At 49.2% G+C, this 19,784-nt stretch carries 23 protein-coding genes; 12 read left to right on the forward strand and 11 right to left on the reverse strand.

The window, feature by feature from the left end; genetic code table 11:
* The first annotated feature begins 67 nt into the window (after window positions 1-67).
* From ABIC79_RS10150 to ABIC79_RS10180, 7 genes are all read left to right on the forward strand, one after another.
* Entirely contained in the window at window positions 68-1,183 is a 1,116-nt protein-coding gene (locus tag ABIC79_RS10150) for an oligosaccharide flippase family protein (RefSeq protein WP_354567014.1), read from the forward strand.
* A 108-nt stretch (window positions 1,184-1,291) separates the two neighbouring features.
* Window positions 1,292-2,515 (forward strand): hypothetical protein, encoded by a 1,224-nt coding sequence (locus ABIC79_RS10155; RefSeq protein WP_013576848.1) that lies wholly within the window; start codon window positions 1,292-1,294, stop codon window positions 2,513-2,515.
* Window positions 2,502-3,587: a glycosyltransferase gene (locus ABIC79_RS10160; RefSeq protein WP_354567016.1), complete on the forward strand. Its 1,086-nt coding sequence runs from the start codon at window positions 2,502-2,504 to the stop codon at window positions 3,585-3,587. The genes ABIC79_RS10155 and ABIC79_RS10160 overlap by 14 nt, the downstream gene beginning before the upstream one ends.
* Window positions 3,580-4,161, forward strand: coding sequence for an acyltransferase (locus ABIC79_RS10165; protein ID WP_013576846.1), 582 nt, complete (start codon window positions 3,580-3,582; stop codon window positions 4,159-4,161). The genes ABIC79_RS10160 and ABIC79_RS10165 overlap by 8 nt, the downstream gene beginning before the upstream one ends.
* A complete protein-coding gene (locus ABIC79_RS10170) occupies window positions 4,158-5,342 on the forward strand; it encodes a glycosyltransferase (protein ID WP_354567019.1) in 1,185 nt (394 codons plus the stop codon). The genes ABIC79_RS10165 and ABIC79_RS10170 overlap by 4 nt, the downstream gene beginning before the upstream one ends.
* A gap of 46 nt (window positions 5,343-5,388) precedes the next feature.
* Window positions 5,389-6,348 carry a right-handed parallel beta-helix repeat-containing protein gene (locus ABIC79_RS10175; RefSeq protein ID WP_285427234.1) on the forward strand — a complete coding sequence of 320 codons (960 nt, stop codon included), beginning with the start codon at window positions 5,389-5,391 and terminating at the stop codon, window positions 6,346-6,348.
* A 41-nt stretch (window positions 6,349-6,389) separates the two neighbouring features.
* Window positions 6,390-7,523, forward strand: coding sequence for a glycosyltransferase family 4 protein (locus ABIC79_RS10180; RefSeq protein WP_013576843.1), 1,134 nt, complete (start codon window positions 6,390-6,392; stop codon window positions 7,521-7,523).
* A 48-nt stretch (window positions 7,524-7,571) separates the two neighbouring features.
* Here ABIC79_RS10180 and mltC read toward each other — a convergent pair whose 3' ends face one another.
* The 3 genes from mltC to mutY form a co-directional block, all read right to left on the reverse strand.
* Window positions 7,572-8,651 carry a membrane-bound lytic murein transglycosylase MltC gene (gene mltC, locus ABIC79_RS10185; protein ID WP_013576842.1) on the reverse strand — a complete coding sequence of 360 codons (1,080 nt, stop codon included), beginning with the start codon at window positions 8,649-8,651 and terminating at the stop codon, window positions 7,572-7,574.
* 76 nt (window positions 8,652-8,727) lie between these two features.
* A complete protein-coding gene (locus ABIC79_RS10190; RefSeq protein ID WP_013576841.1) occupies window positions 8,728-9,000 on the reverse strand; it encodes an oxidative damage protection protein in 273 nt (90 codons plus the stop codon).
* Between the two features lie 33 nt (window positions 9,001-9,033).
* Entirely contained in the window at window positions 9,034-10,110 is a 1,077-nt protein-coding gene (mutY, locus tag ABIC79_RS10195) for an A/G-specific adenine glycosylase (RefSeq protein WP_013576840.1), read from the reverse strand.
* A 223-nt stretch (window positions 10,111-10,333) separates the two neighbouring features.
* Here mutY and trmB point away from each other — a divergent pair, with 223 nt between their 5' ends.
* From trmB to ABIC79_RS10215, 4 genes are all read left to right on the forward strand, one after another.
* The gene (gene trmB / locus ABIC79_RS10200; protein ID WP_013576839.1) at window positions 10,334-11,053 is read left to right on the forward strand and encodes a tRNA (guanosine(46)-N7)-methyltransferase TrmB; all 720 of its coding nucleotides are present in this window, start codon (window positions 10,334-10,336) and stop codon (window positions 11,051-11,053) included.
* Window positions 11,053-11,379 (forward strand): YggL family protein, encoded by a 327-nt coding sequence (locus ABIC79_RS10205; RefSeq protein ID WP_013576838.1) that lies wholly within the window; start codon window positions 11,053-11,055, stop codon window positions 11,377-11,379. Before trmB ends, ABIC79_RS10205 begins: the two co-directional genes overlap by 1 nt.
* 192 nt (window positions 11,380-11,571) lie before the next feature.
* On the forward strand, window positions 11,572-12,498 hold the full coding sequence (gene glsB, locus ABIC79_RS10210; protein ID WP_013576837.1) for a glutaminase B: 927 nt from the start codon (window positions 11,572-11,574) through the stop codon (window positions 12,496-12,498).
* Between the two features lie 24 nt (window positions 12,499-12,522).
* Entirely contained in the window at window positions 12,523-13,257 is a 735-nt protein-coding gene (locus ABIC79_RS10215; protein WP_013576836.1) for a YggN family protein, read from the forward strand.
* 81 nt (window positions 13,258-13,338) lie between these two features.
* Here ABIC79_RS10215 and hemW read toward each other — a convergent pair whose 3' ends face one another.
* The 6 genes from hemW to ABIC79_RS10245 form a co-directional block, all read right to left on the reverse strand.
* Window positions 13,339-14,475 carry a radical SAM family heme chaperone HemW gene (gene hemW / locus ABIC79_RS10220; protein WP_013576835.1) on the reverse strand — a complete coding sequence of 379 codons (1,137 nt, stop codon included), beginning with the start codon at window positions 14,473-14,475 and terminating at the stop codon, window positions 13,339-13,341.
* Window positions 14,468-15,076 carry an XTP/dITP diphosphatase gene (locus tag ABIC79_RS10225; protein ID WP_013576834.1) on the reverse strand — a complete coding sequence of 203 codons (609 nt, stop codon included), beginning with the start codon at window positions 15,074-15,076 and terminating at the stop codon, window positions 14,468-14,470. Before ABIC79_RS10225 ends, hemW begins: the two co-directional genes overlap by 8 nt.
* 21 nt (window positions 15,077-15,097) lie before the next feature.
* Window positions 15,098-15,403, reverse strand: coding sequence for a DUF167 family protein YggU (yggU, locus tag ABIC79_RS10230; protein WP_013576833.1), 306 nt, complete (start codon window positions 15,401-15,403; stop codon window positions 15,098-15,100).
* Complete coding sequence (locus ABIC79_RS10235) at window positions 15,388-15,942, reverse strand: YggT family protein (RefSeq protein ID WP_013576832.1); 555 nt, start codon at window positions 15,940-15,942, stop codon at window positions 15,388-15,390. Before ABIC79_RS10235 ends, yggU begins: the two co-directional genes overlap by 16 nt.
* Window positions 15,943-16,028: 86 nt before the next feature.
* Window positions 16,029-16,850 (reverse strand): pyrroline-5-carboxylate reductase, encoded by an 822-nt coding sequence (proC, locus tag ABIC79_RS10240; protein WP_013576831.1) that lies wholly within the window; start codon window positions 16,848-16,850, stop codon window positions 16,029-16,031.
* Window positions 16,851-16,922: 72 nt separating this feature from the next.
* Window positions 16,923-17,642 carry a YggS family pyridoxal phosphate-dependent enzyme gene (locus ABIC79_RS10245; RefSeq protein WP_013576830.1) on the reverse strand — a complete coding sequence of 240 codons (720 nt, stop codon included), beginning with the start codon at window positions 17,640-17,642 and terminating at the stop codon, window positions 16,923-16,925.
* Between the two features lie 22 nt (window positions 17,643-17,664).
* On the opposite strand from ABIC79_RS10245, the gene ABIC79_RS10250 reads away from it, so the two are divergent.
* A complete protein-coding gene (locus ABIC79_RS10250) occupies window positions 17,665-18,687 on the forward strand; it encodes a type IV pilus twitching motility protein PilT (RefSeq protein ID WP_354567027.1) in 1,023 nt (340 codons plus the stop codon).
* Here the strand turns inward: ABIC79_RS10250 and ruvX are convergent.
* Together ruvX and ABIC79_RS10260 are read right to left on the reverse strand one after the other, a co-directional pair.
* Window positions 18,678-19,106 carry a Holliday junction resolvase RuvX gene (gene ruvX / locus ABIC79_RS10255; protein ID WP_354567029.1) on the reverse strand — a complete coding sequence of 143 codons (429 nt, stop codon included), beginning with the start codon at window positions 19,104-19,106 and terminating at the stop codon, window positions 18,678-18,680. The genes ABIC79_RS10250 and ruvX overlap by 10 nt on opposite strands.
* Window positions 19,106-19,669, reverse strand: a complete 564-nt coding sequence (locus tag ABIC79_RS10260) for a YqgE/AlgH family protein (RefSeq protein ID WP_013576827.1) — start codon at window positions 19,667-19,669, stop codon at window positions 19,106-19,108. The genes ruvX and ABIC79_RS10260 overlap by 1 nt, the downstream gene beginning before the upstream one ends.
* Window positions 19,670-19,784 lie beyond the last annotated feature (115 nt).

Here is a 19,784-nt window from a genome sequence, read left to right on the forward strand (position 1 = left end):
CAGAGATTCTTATTTTTGACAATCAAGACTGAATCACGATGCTTATCATGCCAGTTAGTGAAAAATAATGAGAAAGATATTCAGTGATAGTATTATTTATGTCGGAGGGGAACTGATTGTAAAAATCTTCCCCTTCCTTCTTCTCCCTGTTCTCTCACGTGCTTTAGGCCCTGAGCAGTATGGGAAAATATCCTTATTTAATGCCTATGTTGCGGTCTTCTTTGTCTTCATTGGACTAAACGCATCTGCCGCAATAATTAAGTACGAATATACGCAAGAAGATTACAACTCGGCAGACTATTTCTTCTCCTCTGTCATTATATCATCCGTTGCCTTTATCCTTTGCGTTGCTGGGGTATATGCTTTTTATCCGAGTGATATAATTATTCTTGCCGCGATTGCGGGATATTTTCAATGTATTTATACAAACCTCGTATCGATTAATCAGTCCAGGAAAGAAGCGAAGAAATACATGACTGCTCAAGTCCTTAATGCAGCAATGTCATTCGTTATCACATTATTGTTCCTGTACTGTTTTAAGGTAAGCTATGAAATCAGGGTTTACGCGATTATTCTTGGTTTCCTGATTTCAATATTTATTTCTTCATGGTCCAACAGAAACTGGCTGAAGCAGGCTGATTTTTGTTTTGATACCGTTAAAAAAACATCATCACAATTGCTACTTTTTGGTATTCCACTCATTATTCATAATATGAGCTTCCTGGCCCGGTCAGGACTGGACAGGATTATGATCAGTAACTATTTTTCCAGTTCCACGCTGGGAAATTACTCTGCATCATTTCAGTTAAGCGTAATTATTACTGTGGTGCTGATGGCCCTGAATAAAGCATTAACACCTCACCTGTACAGTCAGTTGAAAAATAATAAAATCAGCCGTAAACACTTTACGCTGATCTTCGTTGGGTATTTTTTTCTGAGCACACTGGTAACCATTTTGGCACAGTTAATTCCCGAGGGAATATACAATCTGGTGGCGGGTGAGGAGTATAAGGACGTTAAACGATTTGTAGTCATTATGGTTCCTGCATTTTTATCGCAGGGGTTCTATCTGATTATGGCATCGACTTGTTTTTTTATGGGAAGAGTAAAGCAATTTCTTATTGTACTTTTACAGGTGGGGTTATTCACTGTGTCATATTATTCTTGGTCTGTAAGTTTATGAATGTGTTTTCTGTACCATGGGTATTGTTTTTCTCAAATAGTTTTGTTGCTTTGCTGATGTATATAACTGTGTTCAGGCCTGTGACAGAAAGCGACCAGTGAGGTAACAGTGAATATTGATTTTAAACGTGGTGTTATTTACCTTTGTTTGATGATGCTCACTTCTGTGTGTATAACACATCTTATTTTTGATGCCCGTGATGCTGCAGGCGGGGTGATTTTTACTTTGACCGCGTTGAGCATTCCCGCGATTACCATTCCTGGGGCCCGGTATAATTATTTGATCATTGCGGCATTATTATTTTCTGCTATCTATACTTTTTATTGTATTAATGTTTTTAATATTTTCCCCGGAATAGATGCCGTACGATATTATAATTTTTTACTGTCAAATAATTCGCTGAGTGAAATTTTATCCGGTGCTGTGGCGAGAATGGCCGCAATGCATGAGAACGGCATGACTGAAGGGCCGGGATCTTTCTTTATTTTCGGGGTGCCAGTTCATATATTTTATAGTTTGATGCCTGCCAAAGATCCATTTTATATTGTTATTTTCAATTTTATGTTTAAATTGATGAGCATCGCGGCAATGAGTCGATTGTTTTCTAATGTGAGTTCAGTTGATTTTCGCTGTGTTCTGATATCCCTGATTATTGTTTCTCCGACGTTTAATTATTTCTCTTCAGTTTTTGGTAAAGATATATTCATTCTCTTTCTGACAATCCTTCTGGCTTTGGCGTTAGTCGATTTTTGTAAGACGCAGGGGAAAGTGATGCGATTATTCAAGGCCGTTGTGATACTGATGCTGGCTGGCTATTGTTTCCTGCTCCGACCTTATTCTCCCGTAACGGCACTTCTGTATGTGGTTTTTACTCTGGAATATTACCGGGCAATGAAGTTCATCACGTTAGGAGCTTTTTTTATTCTCATGCTGGCCGCATTTTTCAAATCTATTCTGCTGATTATTAACTGGCCAATGATTTTTGCTTTTATGTATATGGCCCCTAACCCTGCGCAGTGGATGAATTATGAAGGGTTTACATTACTACCTGCGCTCTGTGTCATTGTGACTATAGTTTTTGTGCTTATCAGAACAATAAAATATACCACACTCATTTTGGACTCCAGACTGATGTCATCGATTATGTGTGTCCTGATTTATTCTGCCGTAATGACGTTGGTTGGGTTCTACGCTATCCGTACCGATTATACTTTTGGAAGCGTGGGGGATGCCGTTTTCAGAAAACAATTGCTAATTATGCCACTGGTTATTTTCTCCATACTCCTTTATTTAAGAACCTATGCCTCAGGGACATCAGATGAAGAAAATTAAAGTTGTACACCTGTTAGGTCAATTGGATATCGGTGGGATTGAAAGCTGGCTTTTTGATTTTGCGATAGAAACCTCAGGAAGTATTCAACACACCTTTATCGTCGATAAGCCCCATAAAGGGTTTTACGAAGATGCTTTATTAGCTATGGATTGCAAAATAATACATATTCCTTCTTATAAAAAACCGCTGAAATACCTGGCTGCCTTATTCTCCGTTTTCAGGAAGAACAAATATGACGTCTGTCATAGTCATGTCAGCTTCAATAATGGTCTCGTGGCGTACATTGCTAAAAGGTGTGGAATAGCACGGATTATTTCCCATGCTCATTCAGATCGAACGCTGCACTACCAAAATGCTGGTCCGATAAAACGCGTTGAAATCAGTTTCAAAATTTTCCTGGCTAAGCGTTATTCAACCTGTTGCGTCGCGGTAAGTGAAGATTCAGCGCGTTGCCACTATAAAACAGGGGCGCCTGTGGTCAATATTATTCCCTGTGGTAAAGATTTCCATCGTCTTGTGTCTACTGCTCCCACCAGCCTTAAACATGATCTGGGCATTGCTGAAAGCACGTTCGTATTGGGAACCGTCGGGCGAATGGAATCCGTCAAAAATCACAAATTCCTGCTTGAAATACTGTCGCAATACCGGGATCAAGATGTGTGTTTACTGATTGTCGGTGAAGGAAGTTTGCGAAAAGACTTACACAAAAGAGCCGTTGAGCGGGGTCTTGCTGACAAAGTTATCCTGACCGGCGCAAGAAACGATGCATTGTTAATTTTACGCGATGTTATGGATGTGTTCCTGTTCCCGTCGCTGCACGAAGGTCTCGGGCTTGCGGCTATTGAAGCTCAGGCTGCCGGATTGCCGGTCATCGCGTCCTTGCACGTTCCGCGGCTTATTGATGTGACTGAGCGTATTTCCCATCAGTCACTCAGCGATCTCTGCGCATGGACGTCAGAGATTGATGTATTGATGACTCAGTCAGCAACGAGAAAAATTAATACTGATGTTATAACAGGCCGTTTTTCAATCGGGCAGAATGCGACAGAAATATTGAGGTTATATGCCTGAAAATATTAAAACTGGCCGTGCGTCTTTTCGTCGCTGGCGGGGAGTTATTCTCGTTTTATGTGCCATAACGTCTCTTTTACCGCAAATTTTCCGCGCTTATCTTCTGGATGTCTTCTCCGGTTTTCCCGGAGGAATCGGGGTAGGGATCCGTTATATTCTTATTCGTACGCTGGTAAAAACGTGCGGAGAGAATGTCTATATCGGACGATGGTGCGTATTCAAAAATCCGCAAAACCTCTCACTGGGTAGTAATATCAGTTTTCATGAACGCGCTTATGTTGATGCTGCCGGAAATATTTCTGTGGGCAGTGATGTATCGTTTGCACATTCTGTTTCGATCATCTCCTTTGAACATCGTTACGAATTGTGCGGACAGCCCTTTAAATATCAGTCGCTCGACCTGAGAAATGTTTGTATTGCTTCAAATGTATGGGTGGGATGCGGAGTAAGGATCCTGGCAGGTTCGGTCATTGATTCTGACGTCGTGGTAGCGGCGAATTCTGTTACCAAAAAACACCTGACTGCGGGGGTGTATGCTGGATCTCCTGCAATGAAAGTTAAGGAATTACCATGAAAATGGTTTTTGCGCATGACCACTATTTTATTCATCACGATGAGAAAGTATATTCTCCTGGTAAACTTCCTTATTCTGCTTTTGCCCGGTATTTGCATCATTTTGATGAAATAATAGTTTTATCCCGTTATAAAAGTGATTCCTCATTTTCGCCGCACTGGACTCTGGCCAGCGGCAACGGAATGGTTTTCAAAAAAATAGAAAATCATTCCTCTTTGAAGTCTGTGTTATTACCCTCCCGTAAAAATGTCATCGCAATTAAAGAGGCTCTCAGGGGCTGTGATGGCGTTGTGATCAGGTTACCCAGCGAAACAGGTCTTATTACCGCAAAGCTTGCGCGGCAGATGAATATTCCTTATGTCGTTGAGGTGGTCGCATGCCCCTGGGATGCGATGGTCGGATACGGCTCATTGAAAGGATTACTCTATGCCCCGGTATTAACCTGGCGAGTGAAGCAGGCGATTAAAAAAGCCTGGGGTGCTATTTATGTGACAGGCAGTTTTTTGCAAAAACGCTATCCCAACAGACATCATGTAGTCTCTGCTTCTAACGTAGAATTATTGCCGACTTCGGCTTATGTTCTTAATCAAAGGCTGCATAAAATCACTGCGTCTTCCAGCGGGCCTTTCAAAATAGGTATGATTGCTTCTCTTGACAGTCCACACAAAGGTTTTAATACCCTTTATCAAGCAATTTATCGGCTAAAAAACAGAGGCTTTTCGATCGTTCTTGAAATCACGGGTGCGGGAAGTAAATTCAAGAATATTAAAATGATTGATGAATTATCCCTGCGTGACAATATTATTTTCTCCGGACCAAGGATGCCGGGGAAAGACATTTTTTCATTTCTTGATACTGTCGATCTCTATGTGCAGCCGAGTAATCAGGAAGGGTTGCCACGGGCTGTGATAGAGGCCATGTCGCGAGCCTGCCCCGTGATCACCAGTTCTGCCGGAGGAATGCCTGAGTTATGTCAAAGCGAATATTTGCATAAGCCCGATGATGCCAATGGGTTGGCAAAAAACATTGAGAAATTACTGAATAACCGTCAGGAAATGTTAATGATGGCGCACTACTCGTTTAATAAGGCGCGTTTTTATCAACCTGAGTTCTTAGAAAGAATTCGCTTTGATTTCTTCAGCCACTATAAAGATTATTTGCTTTCCCGCAGGCGTGCTTAGGGTGCAACATCCTCTCTGTTTTTTTTGCGTTGTACTGATATTGCTGATGAGCGGCTCTTTATGTCGGGCTGAAACAGTCATCATTGACTGCCTGATTACGCCTGACATTTATCACTTTTTTAAAGAGAGGAAAATAAAAAATACGCAGATTAAAATAATTCACCCTGGCTGTTTCCTCAGTCATCCTCTCTTCATTGACAGCAATACCTCGCTTTCCGGTGAAAAAGGTGCGCAAATTCAACAGACTTTTACCTTACCGGATACTGTTGGCGTGATAAATATTTCTTCGGGCGATAGCACAAGGGCTGTCAGTAATGTGCAAATTTCGGGGGTTTCTTTTATTGGCGGCGCAGAAAAAAACGGCTTTGCAGAACATAATCCTCTGATCAGTATATTCAATGCGCACGATGTTACGCTTTCAAATTTAAACCTCACAGGGTTTCGTGGCGATGGAGTTTATGTCGGGCAGGGGAATGTTGTTTCAAACCACCATATTGTGATAAGAAACGTCATCTTTGACGGCGTTAACTTCAGTAACCGTAATGGCATTAGTATTATTGACGGGCATGATATCCTTATTGATGGAAATCGCTTTACCCGTATTTCACGTAAAGGAATGCCAGGCAGCATTGATCTGGAACCTAACACTTCGCTTCAGCGCATTTATAACATTATGATCAGTCGTAATCATTTCACTGATGTGCATGGAATGGCTGCTATTGTGATAAGCCTGAGGCATGCGGGAGGGACTGTTCCTGATAACGTCACGATCAAAGGTAATATCTTCGACAAGGTTGTCAGAGGTATTCTCATCAAATCGGCAATTCCTAAAATTCATGTTAATAATAATTTTCACATTTTTGATAATCGGAGTTCATCTGCAAGTAAAGGAGATTACAGCATTTGTAATGTCAATGCTGCGACAGGTAACAATCTTCCTGCAATAGAAAAGTATTCTGATTCATGCTGGAAATCTTTAAGGATAAATCAGGATGTATTGCAATAAGAGTTGAAAGTTATTTTCTGCCACAAAAAGGAACTATAATTTTGAATGGAATCGATAAGAAAAACACCATCGCAATCACCGCCAACACCAGTTGGTATCTTTATAATTTCCGTAAAAACACTATTCTTGCGCTGTTAGAGAGTGGCTATCAGGTTATAGCCATCTCACCTGTGGATGAATATACTCACCGGCTTGCTGAACTGGGATGTAAAACTGTTTCAGTGAAAATAGACTCTGGTGGGACTAGCATTATTAAAGATTCTATTACTCTGCTTTCGTCCTGGTATGTATTACGTAAAGAAAAAGTAGATGTCATTCTGAATTTTACACCTAAAAATAATATCTACTTTACGCTCGCAGCAAAGGTATTGAATATTCCAGCCATTAATAATATCGCCGGACTGGGCAGTGTTTTCATGAGCAAAGGGATGGTAAGGGTAATCTGTCAGCATCTGTATCGGTTCAGCCAGCGCTACGCGGCCAAAATATTTTTCCAAAATGAGGATGACCGCGAATTATTCCTGACTGAAATGCTACCTGATTACTTACATACCGAACGGTTACCGGGTTCTGGGGTTGATCTGGTTCGTTTTAATGTGACACCGGCACCCGACGATGATGTCGTGCGTTTCACCCTGATTGCACGCATGCTTTATTCCAAAGGGGTTGAGCATTATGTTGAAGCCGCACGTAAACTCAAGAAGCGTCATGGTCAACGCTGCGAATTTCGCTTGTTGGGATTTCTGGATGTTAGCAATCCGGCAGCGGTGAAGACTGAGCGTATGGCCGCCTGGATTGAGGAAGGTAATATTCTATATCTGGGGACATCCGATAATGTTGAGCAGGAAATCGCGCAGGTTGATTGTATTGTGCTGCCTTCTTTTTATCGTGAAGGCGTGCCGAAATCATTACTTGAAGCCGGAGCGATGGGAAAGCCGCTGATTACCACCCGTAATATTGGCTGTCAGGATACGGTAGATGACGGGATAAATGGCTTTCTGTGTGAGCCGCAAGATACGGACTGCTTAACGCGGGCGATGGAGCGGCTCATTAATATGACTCATGTGCAACGCCTGGAAATGGGTAATGAGAGCAGGAAAAAGATGGTCAGGGAGTTCGATGAAAAGATCGTTATTTCCCGTTATCTGAAGGCGATCGAACAAGTCTTGCCCTGAAACGGCGGCTATTCTGCCTCCGCTTCAGGGCTATTTGCTGACAAAATGTTAATCCACGCGGCGATAGCTGCGCTGAGTATTGTTCACTTTATACAGATAGCGGCGCGATTCCCCGGACGGATGTTTGGTCGTCAGGGTGGTGTAGACATCGCCCGGTGACATATTGTTGATGATGTTAAACGCCTGAGTTTTATTACTTGAGAACACGCGCAACACGCTGCCCGCCCCACCATTATAAGCAGTAATCACCGCATAACGACGCGATGTCGGGTTGCTGATATTCCCCAGATACACGTTTTGCAACATCGCCAGATACGCGGTGCCGGTATTAATATTATTCTGCGGATCAAACAGATAGCTGCGACTCGGCTTGCCCCATTTCCCTTCGGATTTGAACACATCTACGCCTGCGGTGTGCTGCACAACCTGCATCAGACCCAGCGCATCAGCATTACTGACCGCATACGGGTTAAAGGCCGATTCTGTTTGCATGATCGCCAGTATCAGCGACTGATCGACACCATATTTCGCGGACGCTTCCCGGATCATCGGCAGGTATTTATGCGCACGCTGATTCAGGTGGTTTGGCACCATCTGAATCGTCACGGAATAAATCACGTGCAGACCGGACTGACGACGCATCAGCTTGTTCTGGATCAGATAGTCGGCAAAGCTGGCTGCGCGGCCTTCCCAGCGGATTGGCTGACCGGTGTTGTCGAGAACCTGACCGTACAACATCGGTTCACGGCTGATCTGGATATCGTTGACGTCTGAATAGAGATCAACGTTACCCGGGTCATCGCCCACCAGTAAGGTGCTGATAATTGCCTTACGCAGGCTGGCGGCCGGATCGGTGCCTGAAATGGTTTCGAGGGTGATGGTACCCGCATCAAAGTTGATGTGGCTGCGGGTGTAATACTGATCGCTATATTTCACGTAGTCTTTCGGACCCGCGATCAGCACTTCATTTATGCCCCAGATGTTTTCGATGTTATGGGCAAACTGCCCCATCAAAATATCGAATCCGTTGGTATCTTTCACATAAGCTTCGTTGAACTGGTTTTTCTTACTGCCGGAGCAGGAGATCAACATTGGCGCGATAATCAGCAAAGCTAAAATTTTCTTCATCTTACAAGCCGTTTCTGCTGAAAGAAGCAGGCGCCCGGAGCGCCTGCCTTAATGTTTCAACCATTGTTACAAATGATTATTTTGATGGCGGGGTGTAGCCTTCGATATGAACGTCCTGACCTTCAAACAGAAAATTCACCATTTCCTGTTCCAGCAATTTACGGTCATCCGGGTTCATCATGCTGAGTTTCTTTTCGTTGATCAGCATGGTCTGTTTGGCCATCCACTGTGACCAGGCTTCTTTGGAAATTTCATTGAAAATACGTTTGCCAATCTCGCCAGGGTACAGCTGGAAGTCTTGCCCTTCGGCATCGCGCTTGAGAAAGGTGCAAAAAATCGTTCTGCTCATGCTAATTCCTTATCGATCGTTCTTTTGGGGCGGTTATTTGCCAGCGGTCTGCTTTGCTAATTGCATCAGCAAACGTTCAACCGGCGCAGCCAGCCCGACGGATTGTGGTTGCGCTAAGTTATACCAGAGACCCGCACCTTCATCCATGCAACCTGCCGGAGAACGCAGATTTAACCACATCGGGACGATATCCAGATGGAAATGGCTGAAAGTGTGACGAAAGGCGGTCTGCTGCTGCAACGCATTTTGCGTAACACCGTATTTTTGCAGCCCCAGCGTGAGTTCGTCTTCGGTCGAATATTGCGGGAAGCAGAACAATCCGCCCCACAGGCCGACGGACGGACGCTGCTCCAGCCAGACTTTATCCTCCTGCTGGATCATCAGCATAAAGGCCGTTTTTTCCGGTAACGTCGTCTTGGGTTTTTTCCCCGGATATTTTGCCCAGCTGTGATGTGCATAGGCTTCACAGCCTGACTTCACCGGACATAGCTCGCATTTCGGCTTACTGCGGGTACACACCATCGCACCCAGATCCATCATTGCCTGATTAAACTGCGCGACCCCTTCGGCAGGTGTGACGTCCTCACTGATCGCCCACAGTTTATTTTCGGTTTTCTTCTCGCCCGGCCAGCCGTCAACGGCGTAGCAGCGGGCCAGCACGCGTTTCACATTGCCGTCCAAAATGGGGTAATGCTGATTCAGTGCCAGCGACAAAACGGCACCCGCTGTGGAACGGCCAATGCCGGGCAGCGCAAGAATTTCATCAAAGGTTGTTGGAAATACGCCGCTGTGCTGGCTGACGATAGTTTGCGCTGCTTTATGCAGGTTTCGTGCGCGGGCGTAGTAACCCAGCCCGGTCCACAGATGCAGTACTTCATCGAGTGGCGCGGCGGCGAGATCAGACACCGTCGGGAAACGTTCCATAAAGCGTTCAAAATACGGGATGACAGTCGCTACCTGCGTTTGCTGCAACATCACTTCAGAAAGCCAGACTTTATAGGGGGTTTTTGCGATTTGCCAGGGCAGCGTTTTGCGGCCATAGCGCTGATACCAGTCGAGCACCAGCGGCGAAAAACTTTTTGCTTCCATAAAACCAGGGGTTTCCATCATGGGTGAATTACAGTCCGGCAGGGTTAAAAGACGGGGCTGATCACATCACAGTTCCCGTCTGGCTGTAAACCGGAACTTTCCGCACTGTATTGACGGATTTCCTGCCGCCAAACCTTGCTAATCGGGAGTAAGTTTGGATAATGCGCCTTTCCTTATATTCAGTGACCAAAGCACAGGCATCCGCGCGCGGGTACCGCGTCTTGCCAATCGGAGTGGAAACACCATGAAAAACGACGTCATTTCACCGGAGTTCGACGAGAACGGTCGCGCGATGCGCCGTATCCGTAGTTTTGTCCGCCGTCAGGGCCGTCTGACCAAAGGTCAGCAATTCGCGCTGGACAATTTCTGGCCGGTGATGGGCGTGGAGTTTCAGGCAGAACCTCTGGCAATTGATGCCTTGTTTGGTCGCCCGGCACCGGTTGTGCTGGAAATCGGTTTCGGGATGGGCACCTCGCTGGTCACGATGGCGAAACAGAACCCGGACCAGAATTTCATCGGCATTGAAGTTCACTCGCCTGGCGTCGGTGCCTGTCTTGCGACCGCGCATGAAGAGGGTGTCAGTAACCTGCGCGTAATGTGTCACGATGCGGTCGAAGTGTTGGAAAAAATGATTCCGGATGGCTCGCTTGACATGGTGCAGCTATTCTTTCCTGACCCGTGGCACAAAGCGCGTCATAATAAGCGCCGTATCGTGCAGCCGGAGTTCGTTGAGAAGCTGCGCAAAAAATTGAAAGTGGGCGGTGTATTCCACATGGCAACCGACTGGGAGCCTTATGCGGAGCACATGCTTGACGTCATGACCAGTTTAGAAAACTGGGTGAACCTGTCGCAGGAGGGCAATTATGTCCCGCGTCCGGAATCCCGCCCGGTGACCAAGTTCGAAATGCGTGGCCAGCGTTTAGGCCACGGCGTATGGGATCTGATGTTTGAGAGGAAGCAATAATGGCTACAAATCGCAGTCGTCGTTTACGTAAGAAGTTACACATTGCCGAGTTCCAGGAACTGGGCTTCTCTGTAAAATGGCGTTTCCCGGAAGGTACCGCGGTAGAAACCATTGACGAATCACTGGATAAATTCATTGACGGTGTGATCGAGCCAAACAAGCTGGCCTTCGACGGCAGTGGCTATCTGCAATGGGAAGGTCTGGTTTGCCGTCAGGACATCGGCCATTGCACTGATGAACAACGTGCGCTGGTCAAAAAATGGTTAGAAGACCATAAAATGGAAGACGTGGAAGTTTCTGAGTTATTCGATATCTGGTGGGACTGATTCTGCCGTCATCCTTCGAATTGTCTCTGCGTTGACTGCCTTCACTTACCCCGGTCACTTACTTTTGTAAGCTCCCGGGGATAAGTTCAGTTGTCGCCTTGATACAACTCGAATGATTTAGGCAGATCCTGAGGATCTCTGAATCTCATAAAGGTGCCTTCCGGCACCTTTGTTACATCTGGAGGCAGGACGTTGGGTACCGAACTTGATAACAGTTTGCTGGAAGATATTCTTGCGCAGGTCAGGCCGCTGATAGGTCGGGGTAAAGTGGCCGGTTACATTCCTGCTCTGGCGGAAGTCAGCCCCGATCATTTAGGGATCGCCGTGTGTACCACGAAAGGGGAGATCTTTCGTGCCGGTGATGCCGATATTCGTTTCTCGATCCAGTCGATCTCAAAAGTTCTCAGCCTGACGCTGGCGCTGACCCGTTATCAGGAAAGCGAAATCTGGCAGCGTGTCGGCAAAGAGCCGTCCGGTCAGCCATTCAATTCTCTGGTACAGCTTGAGCTGGAACAGGGTAAACCGCGTAACCCGTTCATCAATCCGGGCGCACTGGTGGTCTGCGATATGCTGCAAACCCGGCTTTCGGCACCAAAGCAGAGAATGCTGGAAGTGGTGCGTCAGCTGGCCGGATCGGCAGATCTCAACTACGATCGGCACGTTGCGCGTTCCGAGTTTGAGCACTCCGACCGCAATGCGGCGATTGCGTATCTGATGAAGTCTTTCGGTAATTTCGACAACGACGTCATCACCGTTTTGCACACCTATTTTCACTACTGCGCATTGCGCATGAGCTGTGAAGAACTGGCGCGCACCTTTGTATATCTGGCCAATAAAGGGCATCCGCTGGGTAGCGAGACACCGCTCATTGATGCCCGTCAGGCACGGCAGATTAATGCGATGATGGTGACCAGCGGTATGTACGATGGTGCGGGTGAGTTCGCCTATCGCGTCGGGATGCCGGGCAAATCCGGTGTCGGCGGCGGTATTATTGCCGTGGTGCCGGGGGAGATGTGTATCGCGGTATGGTCGCCGGAACTTGACGCGGCAGGGAACTCTTTGGCAGGTATTGCTGCCTTAGAACTACTGGCGCAACGTATTGGCCGTTCAATTTTTTGAGTTTGCTGTCTTAAGGGAGAGTACATGTTAGTAAAAAGTGGAGTGGTAAAAACCGGACTTGCTGCGTTGCTGGCCCTCAGTGCGTGGAGCGCACAGGCGGACTATCAGTGTGCCGTACAGCCTAAAGATGATGTGATCATCAAGCCGCAGACCGTTCAGGTGGTCGGCAACAGCGGTGATTTGCTGATCACGCCAAATGGTAACGTGACCCTCAACGGTAAAGACATGACCCTGAGCGCCAGACAGCGTCAGGAAGCGATCGATTATCAGGCCGGTTTGCGCCGCGACCTGCCGTGGATTGATCAGGGTGCGACGGCGCATCTCGAAAAAGGCCGCGTGGCGGTAGATCGGGTGATCGTCGAGAAACTGGGCACCGACAGCAACGTGCGTAACCGTCTGGTCACGCTCGACAAGCAACTGAAGCAACAAATGAACCTGATCATTGAGCACCGCGCCGACGGTCTGACCTTCCACCATAAAGCGGTGGATCAGGTTAAGCAAAACGGTCAGAAGCTGATGGAACAAACCATGGGCGGCGTGATGCAGGACAGCATCAACGAAATGGGCCTCAAACAGGCTACCAGCGGTGGGAATCCGTTGCAGGCGATGATGGGTAATCTTGGCGGGCTGCAGCAAGCCATTCAGGAAGAGTGGAACAAGCAGGAAAAAGAATTCAAAGCCTTTGGCGATGACGTCTGTAAGCGTGTGACGAATCTGGATACTCAGCACAAAGCCTTGCTGGCGGATTTGAAAAAGTAACCGGCTAAATGACGGACACAAAAAAACCGCGATTACGCGGTTTTTTTGTTGGAAAACGAACCGTCCTTTGTGAACTGCACCTTACTCCCCCAAAAACAGCTCCAGCAGTGAGTTGAGGAATAATTTTCCTTTGCCGGTGATCTGCCAGTGCGTGGCGGTTTCCACCAGATATTCTTTGGTGATCGCTTCGTCAAGCTGTGCGCGTATCACCGACTCATCCAGCCCGGTATACAGACCAAACTCTTCACGCGGCGCGGCTTCCAGCAGGCGGAAGCGGTTCATGAAGAATTCAAACGGCAAATCTTCGGTTTCGACCGGATGCTGTTTGTCCATATAACGTCCCTGCATATAGCCGCGAGGATGTTTGGTTTTTACGGTACGCAGGATTTGCCCGTCGGGCTGCGTCAGTTTGCCATGCGCGCCACAACCGATGCCGAGATAATCCCCGAAGCGCCAGTAGTTCAGATTGTGCTGACACTGGTAGCCCGGTTTGGCATACGCCGAGGTTTCATACTGCTGATAACCGGCGGCAGTCAGCAACTGATCGCCTTGCTCGAAAATATCCCACAGTGCATCGTCATCCGGCAGGGTCGGCGGACGCGAGGCGTACATTGTGTTCGGCTCAATAGTCAGCTGATACCACGACAAATGCGGCGGGTTGAGTGCAATAGCCTGACGCAAATCGTCCAGCGCTTCTTCCAGCGTCTGATCCGGCAAGCCGTGCATCAGATCCAGATTGAAGCTGCGCAGGTTCAGGCCGGTCGCCAGATGCGCCGCGCGTGTGGCTTCGTCAGGGCCATGAATACGCCCCAGACGCTCCAGTTTCTGCGCATCAAAACTTTGCACGCCAATGGAGATACGGTTCACACCGGCGCGCTGATAGCCGCTGAAGCGGTCTGCTTCGACGGTACCCGGATTAGCTTCCATGGTGATTTCAGCATTAGCATCGAGCGGCAACCGCGCACGCACGCCGTCGAGCAGATTCTGCATCGCTTCGCTGCTCAGCAGACTTGGGGTTCCGCCGCCGATAAAAATCGTCCCCACACTGCGTCCGCCCACCAGATGCAGGTCTGCATCCAGATCAGCCAGCAGATGCGCGACATAATCGTCATGCGGCACTTCACCCTTTAACGCGTGCGAGTTGAAATCGCAGTAAGGGCATTTTTGCACGCACCACGGAATATGGATGTAGAGACTCAGCGGCGGTAACTTACGCATTCTTCTGTACAGCCTCTTTCATCGCGGCAAGCAATAGTTTCAGTGCCTGTCCACGGTGCGAGACCGCACTTTTTTCTTCACGGGTCAGTTCTGCGGCGGTCTTGCCCAGCTCAGGAACATAAAAAATCGGGTCATAACCGAAGCCGCCTTCGCCTGCTTCGGCAAAGATAATCTCACCAGCCCAACTGCCGTGACACACCAGCGGCGTCGGGTCTTCAGCGTGGCGCATATACACCAGCACACAATGGAACTGCGCATCGCGCTGACCCTGTGGCACGTCTTTCAGCGCCACCAGCAGTTTATCGAGGTTTTGCTGATCGCTGGCATCAACGCCTGCGTAGCGTGCGGAGTAAATCCCCGGCGCGCCGCCGAGAAAATCCACCGCCAGACCTGAATCATCAGCAATGGCTGGCAAACCGGTGACCGCTGCCGCATGGCGGGCCTTCAGGATGGCGTTCTCAATGAACGTCAGTCCGGTTTCTTCGGCAGATTCAACACCGAGTTCCGTTTGTGCGACCACGTCCAGCCCGAAACTGGCCAGAAGATGTGCGAGCTCACGCACTTTACCGGCGTTGCCGGTAGCTAATACGACTTTCTGCATGGGAGAGTCCTGACGTAAACGTTATTCTGCGAGCAGTACCGCGACCTCAGTCGGGATATTTTGCGGATGTGTAATGCGGACTTGTTTATGGCGGCCCAGTTCGCCCTTTTCAATGCTGACCTGACTTTTGGCGACTTTAAACTGTTTTGCGAGAAATTTCACCAGATGTGTGTTCGCCTGACCATCAACCGGCGGGGCGGTGATGGCGACTTTCAGTTCGTCGCCATGCAAACCCACCAGGCTGTCGCGGCTGGCTTTGGGCTGGATAACCAGCCGCAAAACCAGCGCATCAGATTGCCAGAACGCCGGGCTTAAAGCTGGAACCACAACGCACCCAGCAGATCCATCCCCAGATAATTCAGCATATAGAGGATAAGGATCACCACCATCGCCGAGAAATCGATGCCGCCCATCGCCGGAAGAATACGACGAATTGGCGCCATCAGCGGCTCAGTCAGCTGCATCAGCAGATAATCCATCGGCCCGCGGCCCTGGCTCACCCAGCTCATCAGCGAGCGGATAATCACCAGCCAGAACACCAGATAACCGGCTGCTTTAACCAGCCCTATCAGGCCAATCAGCAGGCTGCTCAGACCAAAGAAAATAGCGCCGCTTTGAATAAGCAACAGCAGCGGGAATTTGATGGTGCAAAGGATAAACGCCAGCAGCAAACTCGCGCTGTCAATCGGGCCCAGCGGCGGAATAATCCGGCGAAGTGGTCCGATAATGGGCTGAGTAATTTTCACCACGAACTGTGAAAACGGGTTATAAAAATCTGTACGTGCCCATTGCATCCAGATGCGCAGTAGCAGAACCATCACGTAGAGATCTATGAGGGTTTTAACCAGAAACGTCAGCGTTAACATAATTCTCCTATGCCCTTCATCCTTCGCGTGTCGCCTTGACGCAACACGAATGATTTTGGGCAGTGTTATTTTATTATTTGCTCTTATTAGAACAGTTTTTCCATTTCCTGCGCGCGGGTAATGGCGGCCTGCATGGCCTCGGAGACAATCTCCGGTAATTTACGGTCGGTGAAAACCTTCAGAGCTTCAAACGTCGTGCCGCCTTTGGACGTCACATTCTCACGAAGTTGTGACAATGGCGTGTCCGGACTGGCGGCGACTAAAGCACTGGCGCCGCTGGCGGCTTGCTCAACCAGCATCCGTGCGGTTTCAGCGCTGAAACCCAGACGTTGCGCTTCAGCCTGCATTGCTTCCATAAACAGGAAGAAATACGCCGGGGCGCTGCCTGCGGCGGCAATTACGTGGTTGATACCTTCTTCGGTATCGACCCAGCAAATTTTCCCGACGGCGGTCATCAGTTCGCCGCTGTAATCACGGTCTGCCTGAGAAACCTGAGAAGGTGCGTACAGGCCACTCATGCCTTTCCCGACCAGGGATGGCGTGTTCGGCATGATACGCACGATGTTCAGATTATCGCCCAGCAACTCGCAGAAGCGCGCCACACTGACGCCTGCGGCAATCGACAGTACCAGCTTGTCGCTAAAATCCACGTCTTTTTGCAGTGCTTTACACACATCGGCCATCATTTGCGGTTTTACCGACAAAACAACGACATCCGCCTCCTTTGCACAGCCGCTGTTATCGCTGCTGCTTTGCACGCCATATTTATCAGCCAGCGCATCGCGATGCGTGGTGGAAGGGGCACAAACGCTGATGAGATTTGCCGGATAGCCGCTTTCGACCAGGCCGGAAATAATTGCGCCCGCCATATTACCGGCGCCGATAAAACTGATTTTGCGATGTTGCATTCATGCTCCTTGCTTTTAATGGGGGCTGAATTGAGCCTATCAAGAGTAAAGCAGTAAACCCAAAGATAAAGGTTACTGTTTTATGCTGTAATCACGGGCACCGAAAATGGCGGTCCCGATGCGAACCATCGTGCTGCCAGCCGCAATTGCCGCAGGCATATCATCGGTCATACCCATCGACAGCGTATCGGCCTGCGGACAAATATTTTGTAAATCTTTCAGCGCATCCCGCATCTTGCCGAAGACCTCAAGCTGTCGCGCGTGATCCGTTTCCACTGCCGGAATCGCCATCAGGCCGCGCAGTATCAGGCGGGGCATCGCCATAATCTGTCGGGCCAGTTCTGCGATATCGCCCACTGCAATGCCGGATTTACTGGCCTCATCGCTGATGTTGACCTGAATCAGCACCTGTAAAGGCGCTAAACCGGCCGGACGTTGTTCGTTCAGCCGCTGGGCGATTTTCAGGCGGTCAATGGTATGGCACCAGTCAAAGTTCTCCGCCACCAGGCGGCTTTTATTCGACTGCAATGGCCCGATGAAATGCCAGGTCAGCGCAGGCTGATGTCCGGCAAAGTGGGCAATCTTATCCACGCCTTCCTGCACGTAGTTTTCGCCGAACGCTAACTGCCCGGCGGCAATCGCTTCTTCGACAGCGCTCGCAGGTTTTGTTTTGCTGACTGCAAGCAAGGTAATTTCTTCTGGAGACCTGCCGCAATGTTGTGCAGCGGCTGCGATTTTCTCGCGGACATTCTGTAAGTTCTGCTCAATAGCGTTTTGCTGACTAAGGCTCATAGGGACTCAGGAGGATTTCAACATGGATATTGATGGATTAGTGGGACGTAGTGTAAAGCAAAATGCCTCCGATCTGCACCTTTGTACCGGCTATCCGCCTGTGTTGCGCATTGACGGGGAATTATGTCGCTGTGAAGATCTGCCGGTGGTGGAGGCTTCGCAGATGCTGGGGCTGATCCATGCGTGGCTGGATGCCACTGAACAACATACTTTGCAGCTGGCCGGACAGGTGGATAAAGCGCTGACATTGGGTGATGGCGTGCGGATGCGGCTCAATATCTTTCAGCAACTGCACGGGTTGTCTGCGGCGCTGAGACCGGTGCCTGCCCGTTGTCCCGAGCTGGCTGCGTTGAGGGTGCCGGATATCTTGCAGCATGTCATTATGCAGGAAGACGGCCTGATTTTGGTCACCGGTGCGACGGGCAGCGGGAAATCCACCACGCTGGCGGCGCTGATTGATCATCTCAACCGCCATGCGAAGCGCCATATTATTACGCTGGAAGACCCCATCGAGCTTATCCATACTGGCAGGCAATGTCTGATTCAGCAGCGCGAACTCGGGCTGCATACGCGTTCATTTGGTGAAGCGGTGCGCGGTGCTCTGCGTGAAGATCCGGATGTATTGTTACTGGGCGAACTGCGTGACATTGACAGTATCCGGCTGGCGCTGACGGCGGCAGAAACCGGCCATCTGGTTCTCGCGACACTGCATACGCGCAACGCCACACAGGCCATTGACCGGCTGGTTGATGTGTTTCCGGCAGAAGAAAAGGCGTTTGTCCGCGCGCAACTGGCGGGTAGCCTGCGGGCCGTGATCGCGCAAAAACTGGCGGTGACTGAAGAAAAGGACGGTAGAAAAGCGGGAAGGGTAGCGCTTTTTGAAGTGCTGACTTCCACACCGGCGGTGTGCAATTTAATCCGTGAAGGGAAAACGCATCAGCTGGCGGATATCCTGCAAACCGGCGCGCAGGCCGGCATGCAGACGTTCGCACAAAGCCGTCAGCAGCGGCAACGTGCGGGATTACTGGCGGAAGATCAGGACTGACTCCACTGTTTCTGGAACCAGCTTTCCAGAATAATGACGGCGGAAGCGGCATCCACGCTGCCTTTATCCAGCGCACGGAAACCGCCGCGATCGAACAAATCAGCGCGGGCTTCTACGGTACTCAGGCGTTCGTCGTGCAGTTCAACCTGAACGCCAAAACGGCCATGCAGACGGTTGGCAAATTTGCGCGCACGGGCGGTCAGAGGTTGTTCTGTGCCGTCCATGTTCAGCGGCAAACCGACAACCACCAGATCCGGCAGCCATTCTTTCAGCAGTTTTTCAATTTTCTGCCAGTCCGGTGTGCCGTCCTGCGCTTTAAACGAGGTCAGCGGACGGGCGGTGCCGGTGACTTCCTGACCAATAGCCAGACCGATACTTTTGGTGCCGAAGTCGAAAGCAAAAACCGTGCGGTTTGCCATTATGCATGCCCCGCATGGGTGGCGAGCTGTCCGACGTCAACGCCGATCATTTTCGCTGCTTCGCGCCAGCGGTCAGCAATGGGTGTGCGGAACAAAATATCGCTGCTGGCTTCAATGGTCAGCCACGAGTTTTCCAGTAATTCTTTTTCAAGCTGGCCCTGTTCCCATGCGGCATAACCCAGTGCCACCAGCACATCTTTTGGCTGATCGGGCGTGCCCAGCGTTTCCAGCACGTCTTTCGAGGTGGTGATCATCGTGCAGTCAGAGATGCGGATGCTGGAGCCAAAACCTTCGCGCGGCGTATGCAAAATGAAACCGCGATCGTCTGCCAGCGGCCCCCCGGAAAAAACCGGGCGATCAAGACGAATACTCAGGTCACGGGGTTCGGGGGTGATGTCGAGTTTGTCGAGTACGCTTTCAATGGTGAAATCGTCGACCAGTTTGTTAATCACCAGCCCCATGGCGCCGTCTTCATTGTGTTCGCAGATGTACACGACCGAACGTTTGAACTGGGGTTCATCCAGGCCAGGCATCGCAATTAGAAAGTGATGTTGTAGATTCATGGTATGCAGGATGTTTAACCTCAGAATTGAAATCAGTGCAGGCAGGCCAGTTTATTACGTCAGGCTCGCCAAAAAAAGCGGGTTATCCAGCAATGCTGAACAACCCGTTTATCGA

The organism is Rahnella sp. 2050 (assembly GCF_040544515.1).
In the GTDB taxonomy this organism is placed as follows: Bacteria; Pseudomonadota; Gammaproteobacteria; order Enterobacterales; family Enterobacteriaceae; genus Rahnella; species Rahnella aceris.

Coding starts and splice junctions, on each gene's coding strand:
- ABIC79_RS10150 (WP_354567014.1), top strand. CDS start 68: ATGAGAAAGATATTCAGTGATAGTATTATTTATGTCGGAGGGGAACTG.
- ABIC79_RS10160 (WP_354567016.1), top strand. CDS start 2,502: ATGAAGAAAATTAAAGTTGTACACCTGTTAGGTCAATTGGATATCGGT.
- ABIC79_RS10165 (WP_013576846.1), top strand. CDS start 3,580: ATGCCTGAAAATATTAAAACTGGCCGTGCGTCTTTTCGTCGCTGGCGG.
- ABIC79_RS10170 (WP_354567019.1), top strand. CDS start 4,158: ATGAAAATGGTTTTTGCGCATGACCACTATTTTATTCATCACGATGAG.
- ABIC79_RS10175 (WP_285427234.1), top strand. CDS start 5,389: ATGAGCGGCTCTTTATGTCGGGCTGAAACAGTCATCATTGACTGCCTG.
- mltC (WP_013576842.1), bottom strand. CDS start 8,651: ATGAAGAAAATTTTAGCTTTGCTGATTATCGCGCCAATGTTGATCTCC.
- ABIC79_RS10190 (WP_013576841.1), bottom strand. CDS start 9,000: ATGAGCAGAACGATTTTTTGCACCTTTCTCAAGCGCGATGCCGAAGGG.
- mutY (WP_013576840.1), bottom strand. CDS start 10,110: ATGATGGAAACCCCTGGTTTTATGGAAGCAAAAAGTTTTTCGCCGCTG.
- trmB (WP_013576839.1), top strand. CDS start 10,334: ATGAAAAACGACGTCATTTCACCGGAGTTCGACGAGAACGGTCGCGCG.
- ABIC79_RS10205 (WP_013576838.1), top strand. CDS start 11,053: ATGGCTACAAATCGCAGTCGTCGTTTACGTAAGAAGTTACACATTGCC.
- ABIC79_RS10215 (WP_013576836.1), top strand. CDS start 12,523: ATGTTAGTAAAAAGTGGAGTGGTAAAAACCGGACTTGCTGCGTTGCTG.
- hemW (WP_013576835.1), bottom strand. CDS start 14,475: ATGCGTAAGTTACCGCCGCTGAGTCTCTACATCCATATTCCGTGGTGC.
- ABIC79_RS10225 (WP_013576834.1), bottom strand. CDS start 15,076: ATGCAGAAAGTCGTATTAGCTACCGGCAACGCCGGTAAAGTGCGTGAG.
- ABIC79_RS10235 (WP_013576832.1), bottom strand. CDS start 15,942: ATGTTAACGCTGACGTTTCTGGTTAAAACCCTCATAGATCTCTACGTG.
- proC (WP_013576831.1), bottom strand. CDS start 16,850: ATGCAACATCGCAAAATCAGTTTTATCGGCGCCGGTAATATGGCGGGC.
- ABIC79_RS10245 (WP_013576830.1), bottom strand. CDS start 17,642: ATGAGCCTTAGTCAGCAAAACGCTATTGAGCAGAACTTACAGAATGTC.
- ABIC79_RS10250 (WP_354567027.1), top strand. CDS start 17,665: ATGGATATTGATGGATTAGTGGGACGTAGTGTAAAGCAAAATGCCTCC.
- ruvX (WP_354567029.1), bottom strand. CDS start 19,106: ATGGCAAACCGCACGGTTTTTGCTTTCGACTTCGGCACCAAAAGTATC.
- ABIC79_RS10260 (WP_013576827.1), bottom strand. CDS start 19,669: ATGAATCTACAACATCACTTTCTAATTGCGATGCCTGGCCTGGATGAA.